This is a genomic window from Erwinia sp. SLM-02 (assembly GCF_037450285.1).
GTDB lineage: Bacteria > Pseudomonadota > Gammaproteobacteria > Enterobacterales > Enterobacteriaceae > Erwinia.
Window position 1 is genome coordinate 1,087,152 of sequence record NZ_JAQISN010000001.1, and the last position, 16,233, is coordinate 1,103,384.

The 16,233-nt window shown below is 59.9% G+C and carries 17 protein-coding genes and 1 riboswitch; of the genes, 11 read left to right on the plus strand and 6 right to left on the minus strand.

Annotation, left to right across the window (positions count from 1 at the left end):
- Positions 1-118 precede the first annotated feature (118 nt).
- Genes phnF through phnN form a run of 9 tightly spaced genes read left to right on the plus strand, consistent with a single transcriptional unit; the run spans position 119 to position 6,939 of the window.
- The gene (gene phnF, locus PGH32_RS05050) at positions 119-838 is read left to right on the plus strand and encodes a phosphonate metabolism transcriptional regulator PhnF (protein WP_337893360.1); all 720 of its coding nucleotides are present in this window, start codon (positions 119-121) and stop codon (positions 836-838) included.
- Entirely contained in the window at positions 839-1,279 is a 441-nt protein-coding gene (gene phnG / locus PGH32_RS05055) for a phosphonate C-P lyase system protein PhnG (RefSeq protein WP_314427135.1), read from the plus strand.
- On the plus strand, positions 1,279-1,854 hold the full coding sequence (phnH, locus tag PGH32_RS05060; RefSeq protein ID WP_314427137.1) for a phosphonate C-P lyase system protein PhnH: 576 nt from the start codon (positions 1,279-1,281) through the stop codon (positions 1,852-1,854). Before phnG ends, phnH begins: the two co-directional genes overlap by 1 nt.
- The gene (locus PGH32_RS05065; RefSeq protein WP_337893361.1) at positions 1,854-2,930 is read left to right on the plus strand and encodes a carbon-phosphorus lyase complex subunit PhnI; all 1,077 of its coding nucleotides are present in this window, start codon (positions 1,854-1,856) and stop codon (positions 2,928-2,930) included. Before phnH ends, PGH32_RS05065 begins: the two co-directional genes overlap by 1 nt.
- A complete protein-coding gene (locus tag PGH32_RS05070) occupies positions 2,923-3,765 on the plus strand; it encodes an alpha-D-ribose 1-methylphosphonate 5-phosphate C-P-lyase PhnJ (protein ID WP_314427142.1) in 843 nt (280 codons plus the stop codon). Before PGH32_RS05065 ends, PGH32_RS05070 begins: the two co-directional genes overlap by 8 nt.
- Entirely contained in the window at positions 3,762-4,520 is a 759-nt protein-coding gene (phnK, locus tag PGH32_RS05075) for a phosphonate C-P lyase system protein PhnK (RefSeq protein ID WP_337893362.1), read from the plus strand. The genes PGH32_RS05070 and phnK overlap by 4 nt, the downstream gene beginning before the upstream one ends.
- Positions 4,521-4,538: 18 nt before the next feature.
- Entirely contained in the window at positions 4,539-5,243 is a 705-nt protein-coding gene (gene phnL / locus PGH32_RS05080; protein WP_337893363.1) for a phosphonate C-P lyase system protein PhnL, read from the plus strand.
- On the plus strand, positions 5,240-6,376 hold the full coding sequence (phnM, locus tag PGH32_RS05085) for an alpha-D-ribose 1-methylphosphonate 5-triphosphate diphosphatase (RefSeq protein ID WP_337893364.1): 1,137 nt from the start codon (positions 5,240-5,242) through the stop codon (positions 6,374-6,376). Before phnL ends, phnM begins: the two co-directional genes overlap by 4 nt.
- Positions 6,376-6,939 (plus strand): ribose 1,5-bisphosphokinase, encoded by a 564-nt coding sequence (phnN, locus tag PGH32_RS05090; RefSeq protein WP_337893365.1) that lies wholly within the window; start codon positions 6,376-6,378, stop codon positions 6,937-6,939. Before phnM ends, phnN begins: the two co-directional genes overlap by 1 nt.
- A 106-nt stretch (positions 6,940-7,045) precedes the next feature.
- On the opposite strand, the gene PGH32_RS05095 is transcribed toward phnN, so the two are convergent.
- Genes PGH32_RS05095 through PGH32_RS05105 form a run of 3 tightly spaced genes read right to left on the minus strand, consistent with a single transcriptional unit; the run spans position 7,046 to position 10,336 of the window.
- Positions 7,046-8,551 (minus strand): FAD-binding oxidoreductase, encoded by a 1,506-nt coding sequence (locus tag PGH32_RS05095; RefSeq protein ID WP_337893366.1) that lies wholly within the window; start codon positions 8,549-8,551, stop codon positions 7,046-7,048.
- Positions 8,552-8,567: 16 nt separating this feature from the next.
- Positions 8,568-8,924 (minus strand): c-type cytochrome, encoded by a 357-nt coding sequence (locus tag PGH32_RS05100; protein WP_337893367.1) that lies wholly within the window; start codon positions 8,922-8,924, stop codon positions 8,568-8,570.
- Between the two features lie 20 nt (positions 8,925-8,944).
- Positions 8,945-10,336 (minus strand): c-type cytochrome, encoded by a 1,392-nt coding sequence (locus PGH32_RS05105; protein ID WP_337893368.1) that lies wholly within the window; start codon positions 10,334-10,336, stop codon positions 8,945-8,947.
- A 342-nt stretch (positions 10,337-10,678) separates the two neighbouring features.
- Between PGH32_RS05105 and PGH32_RS05110 the strand changes: the two genes are divergently transcribed.
- Together PGH32_RS05110 and PGH32_RS05115 are read left to right on the plus strand one after the other, a co-directional pair.
- On the plus strand, positions 10,679-11,632 hold the full coding sequence (locus tag PGH32_RS05110; RefSeq protein ID WP_337893369.1) for an Rpn family recombination-promoting nuclease/putative transposase: 954 nt from the start codon (positions 10,679-10,681) through the stop codon (positions 11,630-11,632).
- 101 nt (positions 11,633-11,733) lie between these two features.
- Positions 11,734-11,847: riboswitch (TPP riboswitch) on the plus strand.
- Between the two features lie 76 nt (positions 11,848-11,923).
- Positions 11,924-12,562 carry a TenA family protein gene (locus PGH32_RS05115; protein ID WP_337893371.1) on the plus strand — a complete coding sequence of 213 codons (639 nt, stop codon included), beginning with the start codon at positions 11,924-11,926 and terminating at the stop codon, positions 12,560-12,562.
- A 108-nt stretch (positions 12,563-12,670) separates the two neighbouring features.
- Here PGH32_RS05115 and PGH32_RS05120 read toward each other — a convergent pair whose 3' ends face one another.
- Genes PGH32_RS05120 through citF form a run of 3 tightly spaced genes read right to left on the minus strand, consistent with a single transcriptional unit; the run spans position 12,671 to position 16,228 of the window.
- Positions 12,671-14,134 (minus strand): anion permease, encoded by a 1,464-nt coding sequence (locus PGH32_RS05120; RefSeq protein WP_314427170.1) that lies wholly within the window; start codon positions 14,132-14,134, stop codon positions 12,671-12,673.
- Between the two features lie 21 nt (positions 14,135-14,155).
- A complete protein-coding gene (gene citX, locus PGH32_RS05125; protein WP_337893372.1) occupies positions 14,156-14,707 on the minus strand; it encodes a citrate lyase holo-[acyl-carrier protein] synthase in 552 nt (183 codons plus the stop codon).
- A gap of 3 nt (positions 14,708-14,710) precedes the next feature.
- Positions 14,711-16,228 carry a citrate lyase subunit alpha gene (gene citF, locus PGH32_RS05130; protein ID WP_337893373.1) on the minus strand — a complete coding sequence of 506 codons (1,518 nt, stop codon included), beginning with the start codon at positions 16,226-16,228 and terminating at the stop codon, positions 14,711-14,713.
- Positions 16,229-16,233 lie beyond the last annotated feature (5 nt).

Consider the following 16,233-nt stretch of genomic DNA (forward strand, 5'->3'; position numbering starts at 1 on the left):
TCATATCCCGTTAACCACAGTGTCACACATCCCCGGCAAAGTAATGCCCATCGGTGGCAGGAAGCAGCAGTATGCAAATCGCTTCCCGCCGGGTATGACGCTGTGGAGATTTTTTTTAATGCTCAACTTATCCAGACATCCGACCACTTTATACCAGGCCATTGCCGCCCGGCTGGAAGATGAACTGCGCAGCCGCTATCGCTGCGGCGAGTATCTGCCGTCGGAAAAACAGCTGGCTGCCCATTACGAAGTTAACCGTCATACGCTGCGCCGCGCGGTGGATGAACTGGTGGATAAGGGACTGGTCCAGCGCCGTCAGGGCGTTGGCATTCTGGTGCTGATGCGCCCTTACGACTATCCGCTGCACGCCCAGGCTCGCTTCAGTCAGAACCTGATGGAGCAGGGGAGCCATCCCACCAGCGAACGCCTGCTGGCGGTGCTGCGGCCGTGCAACGCCGAAGTGGCCGCGGCGCTGGCCTGCAATGAGGGCGATACGGTGATCCACCTGCGCACCCTGCGCCGGGTCAACGGCGTGCCGGTCTGTGTGATTAACCACTATCTGCCCGATCTGAACTGGTGGCCGTCGCTGCAAAAATTTACCAGCGGTTCATTACACGATTTTATCAGCCAGCAGATGGGCGAGGGGCTGACGCGCAAACAGACGCGCATCGCCGCCCGCCGCGCACAGGCGAAAGAGAGCCGGCTGCTCGAAGTGACGCTGCATGCCCCGCTGCTCTGCGTGCGCACCCTGAATACCCGCAACGGCAGCGGCGCGATGGCGGAATACTCCGTCAGCCTGACGCGTGCCGACATGATTGAACTGACGCTGGAGCATTAAATGGAAGCACATAAGGCCCGCCAGCACTGGCTCTCCGTGCTGGCCCACAGCAGCCCGCAGCTGCTGCTTGCACACTGGCCATCAACGCTGCAACCGCAGTACCAGCTGCTGCGCGCGCCGGAGACCGGGCTGACCCGCCTCCAGGCGCGAATGGGCGGCACCGGGCGGCGCTTTATCCTCGGCGATACCACGGTAACCCGGGCGGTCGTCCAACTGGACAATGGCACCTGCGGCTACAGCTATGTTATCGGGCGCGATAAAGCCCACGCGGAACGCTGCGCGCTGCTGGATGCCCTGCTGCAGGGCGACAGCGGGCAGACCCTTCACCAACAGATTATTGCGCCGCTGGCCGCCGCGCGTGAGGAGCAGCTGCTGCTGCGCTCCCGCGAAGTCGCCAGCAGTCGCGTTGACTTCTTCACCCTTGTCAGGGGAGACAATTAATGACCCTACTCGCCAGTTTCAGCCATCCGGTTGCCGATGCCCAGCACGCCTTCCGCCGTATTCTTAAAGCCATGAGCGAGCCGGGTGTGATGGTTTCGCTGCCGTCGCTTCCCGCATGGGGCCGCACCTCGGTGGCCGCCACGGCGGTGCTGATGACGCTGGTCGACCGCGAAACGCCGCTGTGGATTGACGAACGGTTTCACGATGATGCGCTGCTGAACAACCTGCGTTTTCATACCGGTGCGCCGGTCACCGATCGTACCGATGCGCCGTTTGCCCTGCTGCACGCGAAGTCCTCTGCGGATATCGCCAGCTTCTCGCCGGGCGATAACGTCGCGCCGGAGAAGAGCAGCACGCTGATTATTGACGTGAGCGGACTGAGCGGCGGACTGACGCTGCGCCTGCGCGGTCCAGGGCTGATGGAAACCCGGGCGATTGCGCCACAGCTGCCGGAAAACGTGCTGAAGTTCCTGCGCAAACGCGCCCACACGTTCCCGCAGGGTATCGATCTGATCTTCACCTGCGGCGAGAACATGATGGCGCTGCCGCGCACCACCGACGTGGAGGTCTGCTGATGTACGTTGCGGTGAAAGGAGGCGAGAAGGCGATAGCCGCCGCCCACCGGTTGCAGGACGACCTGCGCCGGGGCGACCGCAGCGAGGCGGAGCTGCAGTGTCAGCAGATTGACCAGCAGCTGGGCCTGGCAGTGGACCGGGTGATGACCGAGGGCGGCATTCACGACCGCGAACTGGCCGCGCTGGCTATCAAGCAGGCCAGCGGCGACCTGGTGGAAGCCATTTTCCTGCTGCGCGCCTATCGCACCACGCTGCCGCGCCTCGCCGACAGCCTGCCGCTGGATAGCGGAGCCATGCGCGTGGAGCGGCGGATTTCGGCGGTGTATAAAGATCTGCCCGGCGGCCAGCTGCTGGGGCCAACCTACGATTACACCCATCGCCTGCTGGATTTTACCCTGCTGGCCGAGGGAAAAACCCCGCCCGCGCAGCGTGCCGAACAGCCGCTGGACGCGCGCTGTCCGCATATGTTCGACCTGATGACGCGTGAAGGGCTGGCGATTGCCGAAGAGGATGACGGCAGCGAGCCGCTGGATATCACCCGCGATCCGCCGTCCTACCCGCTGCCGCGTTCGGCGAAGCTGCAGCAGCTGGTGCGCGGCGATGAGGGCTTCCTGCTGGCCCTGGGGTATTCCACCCAGCGCGGCTACGGCCGCACCCACCCGTTTGCCGGTGAGATCCGCACCGGTTACGTCACGGTGGAAATCGCCCCCGAGGAGCTGGGCTTCCCGCTGGAAATCGGCGAAATCCTGCTGACGGAGTGTGAAATGGTCAACGGCTTTACCACACCCGCCGATGCCGCGCCGCATTTCACCCGTGGGTATGGCCTGGTATTTGGCCGCGCCGAGCGCAAAGCGATGGCGATGGCGCTGGTGGACCGCGCCCTGCAGACCGACGAGTACGGCGAGCGCATCACCAGCCCGGCGCAGGATGAAGAATTTGTGCTTTCCCACGCCGATAACGTGGAGGCGGCGGGTTTCGTTTCGCACCTCAAGCTGCCGCACTACGTCGATTTCCAGGCCGAGCTGGAACTGTTAAAGCGCCTGCGCGCGGAGTATCAGGAGAAGCAACGTGGCTGAACTGAACGGTTATAATCCGGGCTATCTGGATGAACAGAGCAAGCGCACCATTCGCCGGGCGATCCTGAAAGCGGTGGCCATTCCCGGCTATCAGGTGCCGTTTGGCGGGCGGGAAATGCCGATGCCCTACGGCTGGGGAACCGGCGGCATTCAGCTGACCGCCAGTATGATCGGCGAGCACGACGTGCTGAAGGTGATTGACCAGGGGGCCGACGACACCACCAATGCGGTCTCCATCCGCCGCTTTTTCCAGCGCGTTAGCGGCGCAGCGGTGACCGAGCGCACCGTCGATGCCACGCTGATCCAGACCCGCCACCGCATCCCGGAAACCCCGCTGACTGAAGACCAGGTGCTGATTTATCAGGTGCCGATCCCCGAGCCGCTGCGCTTTATTGAACCGCGTGAAACCGAAACCCGCACCATGCACGCGCTGGAAGAGTACGGGATCATGCAGGTGAAGCTGTATGAGGACATTGCCCGCTACGGCCATATCGCCACCACCTACGCCTATCCGGTTAAGGTTAACGATCGCTACGTGATGGACCCGTCACCGATCCCAAAATTCGACAACCCGAAGATGCATATGATGCCTGCGCTGCAGCTGTTCGGCGCCGGGCGTGAGAAGCGCATCTACGCACTGCCACCGTACACCAAAGTGGAAAGCCTCGACTTCGACGATCACCCGTTCACCGTCCAGCAGTGGGATCAGCCCTGCGCCCTCTGCGGATCGCGCGAAAGCTATCTGGACGAGGTGGTGATGGACGACAGCGGCACCAGGATGTTTGTCTGCTCCGATACCGATTACTGCCATCAGCAACAGGAAAGCCAGTCATGAATAGCGAGTCACCGCTGCTGACGGTCAATCAGCTCACCCACCTTTACGCGCCGGGTAAGGGGTTCAGCGATGTGTCATTCGAGCTTTTTCCCGGTGAAGTGCTGGGGATCGTCGGGGAATCCGGCTCCGGTAAAACCACACTGCTGAAGGCCATTTCGGCCCGCCTGCCGCCGCAGCACGGTGAAATTATCTATCAGGGCAGTGACCTCTACGCGATGAGCGAGAGCGAACGCCGCCGCCTGCTGCGCACCCAGTGGGGCGTGGTGCATCAGTATCCGATGGACGGCCTGCGGGCGCAGGTGTCGGCCGGGGGCAATATCGGTGAGCGGCTGATGGCGGTGGGTGAACGTCATTACGGGCAGATCCGCGAGAAGGCCGGCCAGTGGCTGGAGGATGTGGAGATCCCGCTGGCGCGTATCGACGACCTGCCGGGCACCTTCTCCGGCGGGATGCAGCAGCGTCTGCAGATCGCCCGTAACCTGGTCACCGGGCCGAAGCTGGTGTTTATGGATGAGCCAACCGGTGGGCTGGATGTGTCGGTGCAGGCCAGGCTGCTGGATCTGCTGCGCAACCTGGTGCGCGATCTCAACCTGGCGGTGGTGATTGTTACCCACGACCTCGGCGTGGCGCGCCTGCTGGCCCACCGTCTGCTGGTGATGAAGCAGGGCCAGGTGGTGGAGAGCGGGCTGACCGATCGGGTGCTTGACGATCCGCATCATCCCTATACCCAACTGCTGGTGTCATCCATTCTGTAACCTTGTTGAGAAACAGCTATGAACCTGAAACTACGCATCGAGAATCTGTCAAAAACCTTCGTCATGCACAACCAGCACGGCGCAAGGCTTCCGGTGCTGAACAACGCCTCGCTGCAGGTGGGGGCCGGTGAATGCGTGGTGCTGCACGGCCACTCCGGCAGCGGGAAATCCACGCTCCTGCGCTCGCTGTACGGCAACTATCTGCCGGACAGCGGCCATATCTGGGTTGACCATCAGCAGCAGTGGGTGGATCTGGTCAGCGCCCCGGCGCGGCAGATCCTCGCGCTGCGCCGCGACACGCTGGGCTGGGTCAGCCAGTTTCTGCGGGTGATCCCGCGTATCAGCACGCTGGAGGTGGTGATGCAGCCGCTGCTGGAGCGCGGCGTGGATCGGGCAGAAAGTGAGGAGCGGGCGCAGGCGCTGCTCGGGCACCTGAACGTGCCGTCACGGCTCTGGTCGCTGCCACCGTCGACCTTCTCCGGCGGTGAACAGCAGCGGGTGAATATCGCCCGTGGCTTTATCGCCGAGTCGCCGATCCTGCTGCTGGATGAGCCGACCGCCTCACTCGACAGCGTTAACTGTGCGGCAGTGGTTTCGCTGATTGAACAGGCGCGCGCCCGCGGTGCCGCCATTGTTGGGATTTTTCATGATAACGCGGTGCGCGAACGCGTCGCCGATCGTCTGCATGTCATGCAGTCTGTTACCCCGGAGCACGCCGTATGATTATCAACAACGTTAAGCTTATTCTTGAACGCGAAGTGGTCACCGGTTCGCTGGCCTGCGAAAACGGCATCATTACCGCCTATGCCGACACCCCCAGCCAGCTGCCGGGAGCCATCGACGGCGAGGGCGGCTGGCTGATGCCCGGCATGGTCGAGCTGCATACCGACAGTCTGGATAAATTCTTTACCCCGCGCCCGAAAGTGGACTGGCCTGCACATTCGGCGATGAGCAGCCACGATGCGTTGATTATCGCCAGCGGTATCACCACGGTGCTGGATGCCATCGGCGTGGGCGACGTGCGCGACGGCGGTCACCGCATGGAAAACCTCAACAAGATGATTAACGCCATCCGCCACAGTGAAAAACACGGGCTGAATCGCGCCGAACATCGCCTGCATCTGCGCTGCGAACTGCCGCACGACTCCACGCTGCCGCTGTTTGAACAGCTGATGTGCAATCCGGCACTGTCGCTGGTGTCGCTGATGGACCACTCGCCGGGCCAGCGTCAGTACGTGTCGCTGGACGCGTGGCGCACCTATTTTGGCGGAAAATACCAGATGAACGACGAGCAGCTGGATGCCTATCAGGCCGATCAGCTGCGCCTGGCCGCGCGCTGGTCGACGCCTAACCGCGAAGCGATTTCCGCCTGGTGCCGCCAGTACCATATTCCGCTGGCCAGCCACGATGATGCCACCCACGAACACGTGCTGGAGTCGAAAGGCGTCGGCAGCGTCATTGCCGAATTCCCGACCACCGAAGAGGCCGCGCGGTCGTCCCGCGAAATGGGGCTGCAGGTGCTGATGGGGGCGCCAAATATCGTTCGCGGCGGTTCGCACTCCGGCAACGTGGCGGCACGGGATCTCGCCTCAAAGGGGCTGCTGGATATTCTCTCCTCGGACTACTATCCGGCCAGCCTGCTCGATGCCGCCTTCCGCCTGGCTGCGGATGACGAGATCGCCATGGATCTGCCCGCCGCCGTGGCGCTGGTCACCCGCAATCCGGCGCACGCCATCGGGCTGACCGATCGCGGCGTGATTGCCGAAGGGAAACGTGCGGATCTGGTGCTGGTGCATCAGCCAAGGGAGCAGGTCTATATCAAAAACGTCTGGGCGAAAGGCCGGATGGTGTTCTGATGGCGCGGCTAATCTGGCTGATGGGCGCATCCGGCTCCGGCAAGGACAGCCTGCTGCTGGCCCTGCGGGAAAGCGCCCCGGATCGGGTGGTGGTGGCGCACCGCTATATTACCCGCTGCGCCTCTGCCGGAGGGGAAAACCATATTGCGCTCAGCGAACACGAGTTTCTGCGCCGCAGCGAGTTCGGTATGTTTGCCGTAGAGTGGCAGGCGCATCAGTTTTACTACGCGCTGGGCACCGAAATCGACCTGTGGCTGGCCGCCGGGCTGGACGTGGTGGTTAACGGTTCGCGCCGTCATCTGGCGGTAGCCCAGCAGCGCTACGGCGACCGCCTGCTGCCGGTGTGCCTGCAGGTTTCGCCTGAGGTACTGGCGCGGCGGCTTCGCCAGCGCGGCCGCGAGGATGAGGCCGAAATTATCCGCAGGATACAGCGGGCGGCAGAGCCGGTGACTGCAGGGTGCCTGACGCTGAACAACGACGGGGCGCTGGACGAGACGCTGAGGGATTTCTCGCTGCTGCTGGCGGAAATGCCGTGGGGTGTAACGGAACAGAACGACAGTTAAAAACAGTTCAGGCAGCCGTTGTGTCAGGCTGCCTGAATGCATGCCAAAACCGCATTTTCAGTTCCAACGTTTGCATTAAAAGTTGATTACGGGCTGGCAACGCCCCTTAACTATCAGAGACAACCTCGCCGTCAACTTCCTGTTTGATATAGCTGTAAAAGCGTTTTTCCGGATCCCAGACCTCCCGAACCTGATTCAGCTTTTGCCATTTCTCGGCGGAAAAACACTGATTCACCATCTCCGGCGCCACATCTAAATCGATTTCGTTAATGTAGTAGCCTTTCGCATACGGCTTAATGGCGGCATTGAGCTTGAGCATCAGCCGCCTGTTCGCCTCGATTTCTGCCTCTGTGGAGCCAATCAGATACCAGGAAATATAGTGCGGTGCCCAGTAGGTGAAGCTGCACGGTTCCGGCACCGTGGGGTTGGTATCAATCACCGAAAAACCGAAAGAGCGCGAATCAACGGCTTCGTTTTCCAGTAGCTCGGCAACCACCGGCAGCGCCAGCTCTGGCCGATCGGTGAAAAAGGCGGTTTCGCTGGTTCTGCTGGTGCTGTAGGCATCCGTTGCGCCGAGTGCCTCGAACAGATCGAGATAGGTCAACGTGCGGTTGTGCACGCTTTGCAGGGTGCACAGGTCCGGCAGTTTGCTGTTGTTGAACAGCTCTGCCACCTCCAGCGCTTCGGCCTCGGTACTGCCAAACGAAATCACGTTAAGCGCCAGATGCCAGCGCTGCTCCGACGGCGGCGTGCCGGGCGGGGAGAATTTTCCCAGCGCGCCGAGAATTTCCGAACGCTGTGCATTGGCCGGTAGCAGCGTCATCACCTCGTCCAGCGCGGGGCGCAGATCGGTAACGGGAAAATAAAAGCTGTTCATTATCGCGATGGGCGCGGTGTGCAGCTGTAATTTGTAGCGCAGTACAACGGCGAAAAACCCCGAGCCTGCGCCGCGCATCGCCCAGTAGAGATCGGTGTTCTCATCCGGTGAAGCGGTGACGGTTGAACCGTCCGCCAGCATCAGCTCTGCCGCCAGCACCGATCCGCATGCCATGCCGTAGGCCGGCATATTCCATCCCATACCGCCGCCGAGCAGGAACCCCCCTAGGGTGACGAAACCGGTGTGTGCACCGGGAAACACCAGCCCCCGGGCAAAGGTGGCTTCGTTCAGTTCCTGGCTTAATACGCCAGGCCCGGCCCAGGCGGTTTTTGACCCGGGGTCCAGTTCGATGTGGTCGAAGCGCGACATATCGATAGTCACCGCGCCGTTGCGCAGCGGCGACAGGGTGATATTGTGCCCGGAACTGCGCAGCGCCACCCGACGACCGGTTTGCTGCGCATACAGCAGCAGGATTTTGACATCGTCGGGATCCAGCGGCTGAGCAATCACATCAGGAAAACGCGGCGGTTTTTTATCGTACCAGGTCATCGCCCAGAACCAGCGGAAATAGCGCGGATCGGCGTGGCTGATAAACGAACCTTTGAAACCCGATGGCCGAATAGCCCCGCCGCCGGACGCCACGCTGACGATCGGGCGGAGGAGGCCGGAGAACAGGATGCCAACGGCCGCGGTGGCCTTTATAAAACGTCTGCGTGCCAGTAGTAAGGTCTGCACAAAGGCTCCTTGTCGGTTAGGGATTGGCGGAGGGTAACTGGCTGAAATATTCCGAAAGCTGACGAATATCGTTTTCAGTCAGGCCGTTAACCACGTTCTGCATCATGCCGTTCCTGCGGCTGCCGTCGCGGAAAGCGTTAAGCTGGCTGCGCAAATAGGGGGCTTTTTGCCCCGCCAGGTTGGGCCACTGCGGATTCTGGCTGATGCCGCCGGGGCCGTGGCAGCTCATGCAGCGGCTGGCCTCTTCGGGCTGCGCCAGTGCCTGGCTCTTAACTTCCGTTCCATCGGGCGTCGCCAGCGCCTGTGGCGCAGCGAGAATCGCCATGCTGATCAGGAAAAGCCATATCTGTAAGCCGCGATGGCTGTTTTTCATACCCACTCCGTAAGTTTTCATTAGTCGCGTGCGCCGTTATTGTTCCGTGTTGCCCTGTCTTTACGCACCTCTGACACGGCTGAAGCAGACACTTCAGCAGCCTGATTGCCCCATGACGATCGAATAAAACTTAATACGTCAGCGATATTTTCGTCGCTGAGTGAACCGGCATAGGCGGGCATCGAATAGAGCGTGTCGCTGTGTTTTGTTTCGGCGTTGGTGGCGCCCGTCAGCACAATTTTTATTAAACTGGCCGGGTCGGGATTATTGACCATCGTATTCAATGCCAGCGCCGGTAATTTATTTTTGTAGCCCAGTCCGTTAGCTAAATGGCAGCCTTCGCAGTGGGATAAATACAGTTTTCCCCCGGGAGTTAATTCATCACCACGAGTTAACCGGTTCAGGGTGGTTAAGTCGTAATAGGGTTTATCCTGTATGATATTCGGCTGCAGGGATCGCAGATAAGCGGCAATCGCATAAAGATCGCTGTCGGACATATATTGTGTGGAGTGAGTCACCACATCGGACATTGGGCCAAAGGTTGCCGTTTTGTCTGAACGCCCGGTTTTTAATAATGCGACAATCTCTTCGGCGCGGGTAAGGCCCAGCCCGGAGCGCCGTTCGCCCCGTAGGGACGGCACCGAGTAGCCATCAATAACCTGTCCACCGGATAAATACTGGCTGCCTTTGCTGTTATCAAAAACGGCTTCCTGCAGCGTGATGGCACGAGGTGTATGACAGGCACCGCAGTGACCGAGGCCGGTAACATAGTAGGTGCCAAGCGCCACGGGATCTTTCGGCAGCGCGGCAGTCAGTGCCGTTTCAGGGGCGAAAAGCCAACGCCACCAGGTCATCGGCCAGCGCAGGGAGAGCGGCCAGGGAATGGTGTTCTGCTGGCGCGGAGCAACGACCGGCGTAACGCCGTGCATGAAATAGGCATAAAGCGCCGCCATGTCGTCCTGAGTCAGACGCGAATAGGAAATCCACGGCATTGCGGGGTAAAGCGTGTCGCCCGAGGGAGCGATGCCGTATCTGACCGCACGTTCAAAGTCACCGTAGGAATAGTGACCAATGCCGGTGCTTTTATCGGGCGTAATATTGGGCGGGATCATCCCTCCAATCGGCGAGGCGATGGGCAAACCGCCGCTAAACGCCGGCTTGCCGGGTGCCGTATGGCAGGCGACACAGTCGCCCACGCGGGCGAGGTATTCTCCGCGTTTGATCTGTTGCTCATTGACGGGCAGAGGGTCTTTTGCGAGGGCGTTCCCGGATTTGGGGATGACCAGGGTGGCTAACCAGGCAAGCACGGCTACAACAACTACACAGGCAACGATCCCGCTGGTCCAGCGGCATAATCGCCATGCGGTCGAATGTTTTTTATGATGCTGAGACGCGTAGCGGCTATGTTTCATTGATTATTATGCCTTGAATGGGAATTATTATTTTTCAAGCCGGTGTTTTTTATAGTTAATGCATTTCGAACGGATAAGGAAGGTTGCCAAAAAATAATGACTAACTTTATTTTTAATAATCGGCGTGTTGAATAAAATCGGGTTGAGTATGTTCCAGAGAATTCATTTTTTTTAAACTTAAAATGCCGCCAGGACATTTTTCGCTATTCGTTGAGAGTGAGATTTACATTTCACTTCCGTTACAACGATAAATGCGAGGCAATACGCAGACATTTTTTCATGCAGCGACGTCCGATTAGGTAACCTTCTCACTGATTACATTTATCCGTCCAGGGAGAGGACATGACAGCATCGAAAAGGGGAGATGAACATCGGAAAAGTATCAGCCCGACGCCGCACGATCTGGTGTTTAAACAGTTTCTGAATAATCCCAATACCGCTCGCGATTTTATGCAGCTTCATCTGCCACGCGCGCTTCAGCAAATATGTGATTTCAGCACGCTGAAGCTACAGTCAGGGAGTTTTATCGAGGAAAACCTGCGTGCCTACTTCAGCGATGTGCTCTACCGCATGAAAACCCTCAGCGGTGATGCATACGTCCACGTTCTTATTGAACACCAGTCAACACCGGATAAACATATGGCCTTCCGATTGATGCGATACGCGGTGGCGGCGATGCAGCGCCATCTTGAGGCCGGGCATAAAAAACTGCCGCTCGTCATCCCGGTGCTGTTCTATGCCGGAAAACGCAGTCCGTATCCCTGGCCGACCCGCTGGCTGGATGAGTTTGACGATCCGGCACTGGCGGAGGAGATTTACGGAGGCGCTTTTACGCTGGTGGACGTGACGGTGATTCCGGATGATGAAATTATGCAACATCGAAGTATGGCTGCGCTGACTCTGCTGCAAAAACATATCCATCTGCGCGATCTCGCCGGGCTGGTGGACACGCTGGCAACTTTAATTTTGGCAAAACACATGACGGGACAGCAGTTGGTGACGTTGGTAAACTATTTCGCGCAGACGGCGGAAATGTCCGATGCAGAAGCCTTTATCCGTAAACTCGCGCGGCGCGTCCCACCGTATAAGGAGCAACTTATGACGCTTGCAGAGCAGCTTGAAAAGAAGGGAATGAAGAAGGGGATTTTGCTCGGGGAGCAGAGTGGTATTGAAAAGGGTCGACGAGCGGCTGCACTCAAAATCGCTCAAACGATGCTGCAAAATGGTATGGATCGTTTAACGGTGATCAAGATGACCGGTTTAAATGAGGCGGATCTGGTACTGATCGAGTGTTGATGCCCCGCTTTGTCCAATCTTATTCCATCTGTTATCAGAGTATTACTCATTACTCAGTTTTTGTTTACAACACCGGAACTGACGGGTTATGTTTCTTGCCGAACCTTTCCAGGGGGAGCCTGATATCGGGCTGAGAGTTCGCACATGCAACGGTGCGAAGACCCTTAATACCTGATCCGGATAATGCCGGCGAAGGGATGGCGCAACCTGTCTGACTCTTACCGGTCTTTGTACCAGACTGCCTGAGTACCCACATTCAGTCGCGCTGTCTTTACTTTACAGGACAACACGATGACCGAACGTTTTACCGAAACCCTGCGTAACCAGAATCTGCCGACATGGTCGGCGGCCGTCAGTCACCGTTTCGTTGAGGAGCTGGTCACCGGCACCGTTGACGACCGCGTGATGATTAATTACCTGATTCAGGATCACCGCTTCCTCGACAGCTTCCTGATCCTGGTGGGTGCGGCGATGGCCAGCGCCGATACCACCGAAGCCCGCCTGCGCTTTGGCCGCTTTGCCGGGATGGTTTCCTCGGAAGAAAACACCTATTTCCTGCGTTCGTTTACCGCGCTCGGCGTCGGTGAGCAACTGCGCAGCGAAAAGCCTGATACCGCGCCGACGGCCGGTTTCAAAGCCATCATGCGCGAAGCGGCTGCCACCCGCAGCTATGCGGCGATCCTGACGGTGCTGAACGTGGCGGAATGGCTGTATTTTGACTGGGCATCTCAGGCTGCCCGACCGCTACCGGACAATTTCGTCTATGCCGAGTGGGTCACGCTGCACGACAACCCTGATTTCAATGCGTTTGTGGCGTTTATCCGCGAGGAGCTGGACCGCGTTGGCCCGGCGGAAGCCCCGCAGTGTGAGGACCTTTTCCGCCGTGCGGTAGGGCTTGAGAAAGCGTTTTTTGATGCGGCCTATCAGTAAATCAGGCTGAAAGCAGGGTAATGCCAATTCAGGATCCCCGAGAAACTCGGGCATCCAAACTGTCATGAAGAGTGGGGCAGAATGCCAGCGCAGTCTGCCCCTGACCGGTCAGCTCCACATCGCCAGGATCGGCCAGCCCACCAGCAGCAGCAGCGAAATAAACACCACGCCGAAAATGGCACCCAGCCGCCAGTAGTCCTTCGACTTCACGTAGCCGCAGCCGTAGATAATCACGCCCGGGCCGGTGGCATACGGCGTCAGGCAGCCCATGATACCGATAGACAGCACCAGCAAAATACACAGGTGTTCCATCGGCACGCCGGGGATGCCTTTCCCCACCGCCAGGATCATCGGCAGCATGGTGGCGGTGTGGGCGGAAAGGCTGGCAAACAGATAGTGGGCAAAATAGAACACCAGCACCAGCGCAACCACGGTGCCGCTGGGGGAAAACCCTTCCAGATGTCGGCTCATGGTGTTGGCAAACCAGTCGATAAAGCCGGAGCGGGTCAGGCCATTTGCCATCACCACCAGCGTTGCCAGGTTAACCAGCGTATTCCAGGCGCTGTGGTATTTGGTGATGTCCTTCCACGGCACCACGTGCAGCGCCAGCATCAGGGAAACCGCCAGCAGCCCCACCGCCGTCGCGTTGATGATTTTGCCGCCGAATACCCACAGCCCCAGGCTCAGCAGCACCAGGCCAATCAGCGTGATCTCTTTTCGCGTCAGGCGGCCCATCTCTCTCAGCGCTTCGCCCGCCCAGTTCGATACCTCCTCGCTGTGGGTGATCTCCGGCTTGTACAGAATGTAAGAAAGCCAGGGGGCCACCACCAGAAGGATAATCCCCACGGGCAGGAAGCTGAGGAACCACTGCAGCCAGCTGATCTGAATGCCGGCAATTTTACCCACGAACTCCAGACCCAGCACGTTGGGCGCGGAACCGGTAATAAACATCGAGGAGCTGAGGCTGGTCCCAATCACCATCATCCACATCAGGTATCCGCCGATGCGCTTTGAGGAAGGGTCGTTGGGAAATGATTTAAACAGCGGCGGCAGGTTTTTGATTACCGGGAATACCGTCCCGCCGGTACGCGCGGTGTTGGACGGCGTAAACGGGGCCAGCATGACGTCGATGATGACGATAGCGTAACCCAGCGTCAGCGTGCGTTTGCCCATAAATTTGACCATAAACAGCGCAATACGGCGGCCCAGCCCGGTTACTTCGTAGCCCAGCGCGAAGATGAAGGCACCGAACACCAGCCAGACCGTCGAGCTGGAGAAGCCCGCCAGACCCCATTTCAGCGCCTGTTTCCCGGCGTTAAATTCGGGATTGGCCAGTTCAGCGGCATCAAATAACACGTAATGGCTGCTGATGATGCAGACCGTCACGGCGATAAAACTGATCGCCGTCGCCGGGATCGGCTCAAGGATCATCCCGACTATCATCGCCACGAATACCGCAAAATAGTGCCAGGCCTGCGGCGGCATGCCGTCGGGCGTCGGCAGCACCAGCATCACGGCGAGAACAACCAGCGGGGTCAGAGATTTCCATATCTTATCTTTCGCAAGGGACATAATCGATCCTCTGTCAGGGATTTAATGATTGATAACGGCGTCGGTGTGTTGCATCAGTGTGTCCATCTGGCGCAGCAGGTCGGCCGTCGTGTGCGCCCGGCTGCGGGCGCACGCCGATGCATCCTGCTGGCACAGCAGGCAGGGGCGGGCGGGCAGTCCGTAGTCTCTGCGCGACAGGAGGGTTCCCTGCGGGGTGAACACGTCAAAGTCCCACAGCCGGCCCTGCGGCGAGGCCTGTTCAAGGTCGATCAGGGCACGCTTCAGCGGCTCCGGCGGGGCACTGACCGCCAGCAGGCCTTCCGGACCGGTCGGCAGCGCAACGCAGAGCTGGTGGGTGATTTCCCAGCCGCGCTCCGCCAGCCGCTGCCTTAACGCCCGCAGGCCACGATTAAAAATACGCCGGGTCAGCGGGCTGTCTTTTACCGGCCCCGGGGCCAGCACGGTGAAGGAGACGAGCGTGCTGGCATACTGTGCCAGCCAGGCCTGCTGGCGCGCGTGGCGGGCGTCCCGGCTGGCGAGCAGCTGTTCAACGGTGAGGGTAGCCCGCGTTGCTGAGGTGATATAAAGCGGCATTGTTCACTCCCTGACCTGACGGACAATATCGATTACCGATCCATCGCGGTAGCGCACCACGGCGATGGTCCGGTCGGTAAACGCCACGGGCTGCGGTTTGCCGGTGAGCTGTTCCGCCCGCTCGCGCAGCCATTCAATGGTCACCACCTTCATACCGGCAGCTTTCAACCTATCCGCCAGCTCGGGGCGGGCAGGGTTAACCGCAATGCCGTGATCGGTGACCACAATGTCAATGCTGGACCCGGGCGTGACGCAGGTGGTGACCCTGTTGACCAGGGTTGGGATGCGGCCACGAACCAGCGGGGCAACGATAATCGACAGCGCGGCGGCCACCGCCGTGTCGCAGTGACCGCCGGACGCGCCGCGCAGCACGCCGTCGGAACCGGTCAGCACGTTGACGTTAAAGTCGGTATCCACCTCCAGCGCGCTGAGTATCACCACGTCAAGTCGGTCGACGGAGGCCCCTTTTGACCCCCAGTTGGCGTACTGATTGGCGCTGATTTCGATGTGGTTCGGGTTTCGCGCCAGCGATTCCGCCGCATGGCGATCGAAGCTCTGCACGTCGAGCAGTTTGTCGATCAGTCCCTTTTCATGCAGGTCGACCATCGCGGCGGTAATGCCGCCCAGCGCGAATGCGGCGTGAATATCGCGGCGGCGCATGCTGTCTTCCAGGAAGCGGGTCACCGCCAGCGACGCGCCGCCGGTGCCGGTTTGCAGCGAGAAGCCGTCGTTGAAGTAGCCGGAGTTCACCACCACCTCGGCGGCGCTGCGGGCGATCAGCAGCTCGCGCGGGTTGGTGGTCATGCGGGTGGTATCCGCACCAATTTTGTCGGCGTCGCCCACCTGTTCAACCTGAACAATCAGGTCCACCTGGTCCTGAGCCAGGCTGGCCGGCGCGTGCGGGTAGCTGACGATCGCCTCGGTCAGCAGCACCACCTTTCTGGCGTAGTCGGCATCCACTTTGGCATAGCCCAGCGAACCGCAGCAGGCCCGGCCGACGCGGCCATTAGCGTTACCCGCCGGGTCGCAGGCGGGCACGCCGAGGAAGGCAACGTCGATATTCAGTTCACCGCGCTCAATCAGCTCCACGCGCCCGCCGTGGGAGTGGATCTGCACCGGTTCGGCCAGCAGGCCGCGCGATATCGCCTCCGCCAGCGGGCCGCGCAGACCGGAGGTGTAAATACGGCTGACCACGTTATTGCGGATGTGTTCGACCAGCGGCGCATGGCAGTCATTCAGCGAACTGGATGCCAGCGTCAGGTTCTTAAATCCCATACGGGCGAGGGTCTCCATCACCGCGTTCAGCGTCAGGTCGCCACCGCGAAACGCATGGTGGAAGGAGAGGGTCATGCCGTCCTTCAGCCCGGACCGGCGAACGGCCTCTTCGATGCTGCCGCAGAGCTTGCCGTCGCGCGGTTTCTGCGCCTGCAGATTCAGCTTGGACGCGGGTTGATACGCCGGGTAGTCGTATGCGGGCTGGCGACGCTCGCTGATACGATCGTCGGTTTGATGCTGAGTCATAGTCT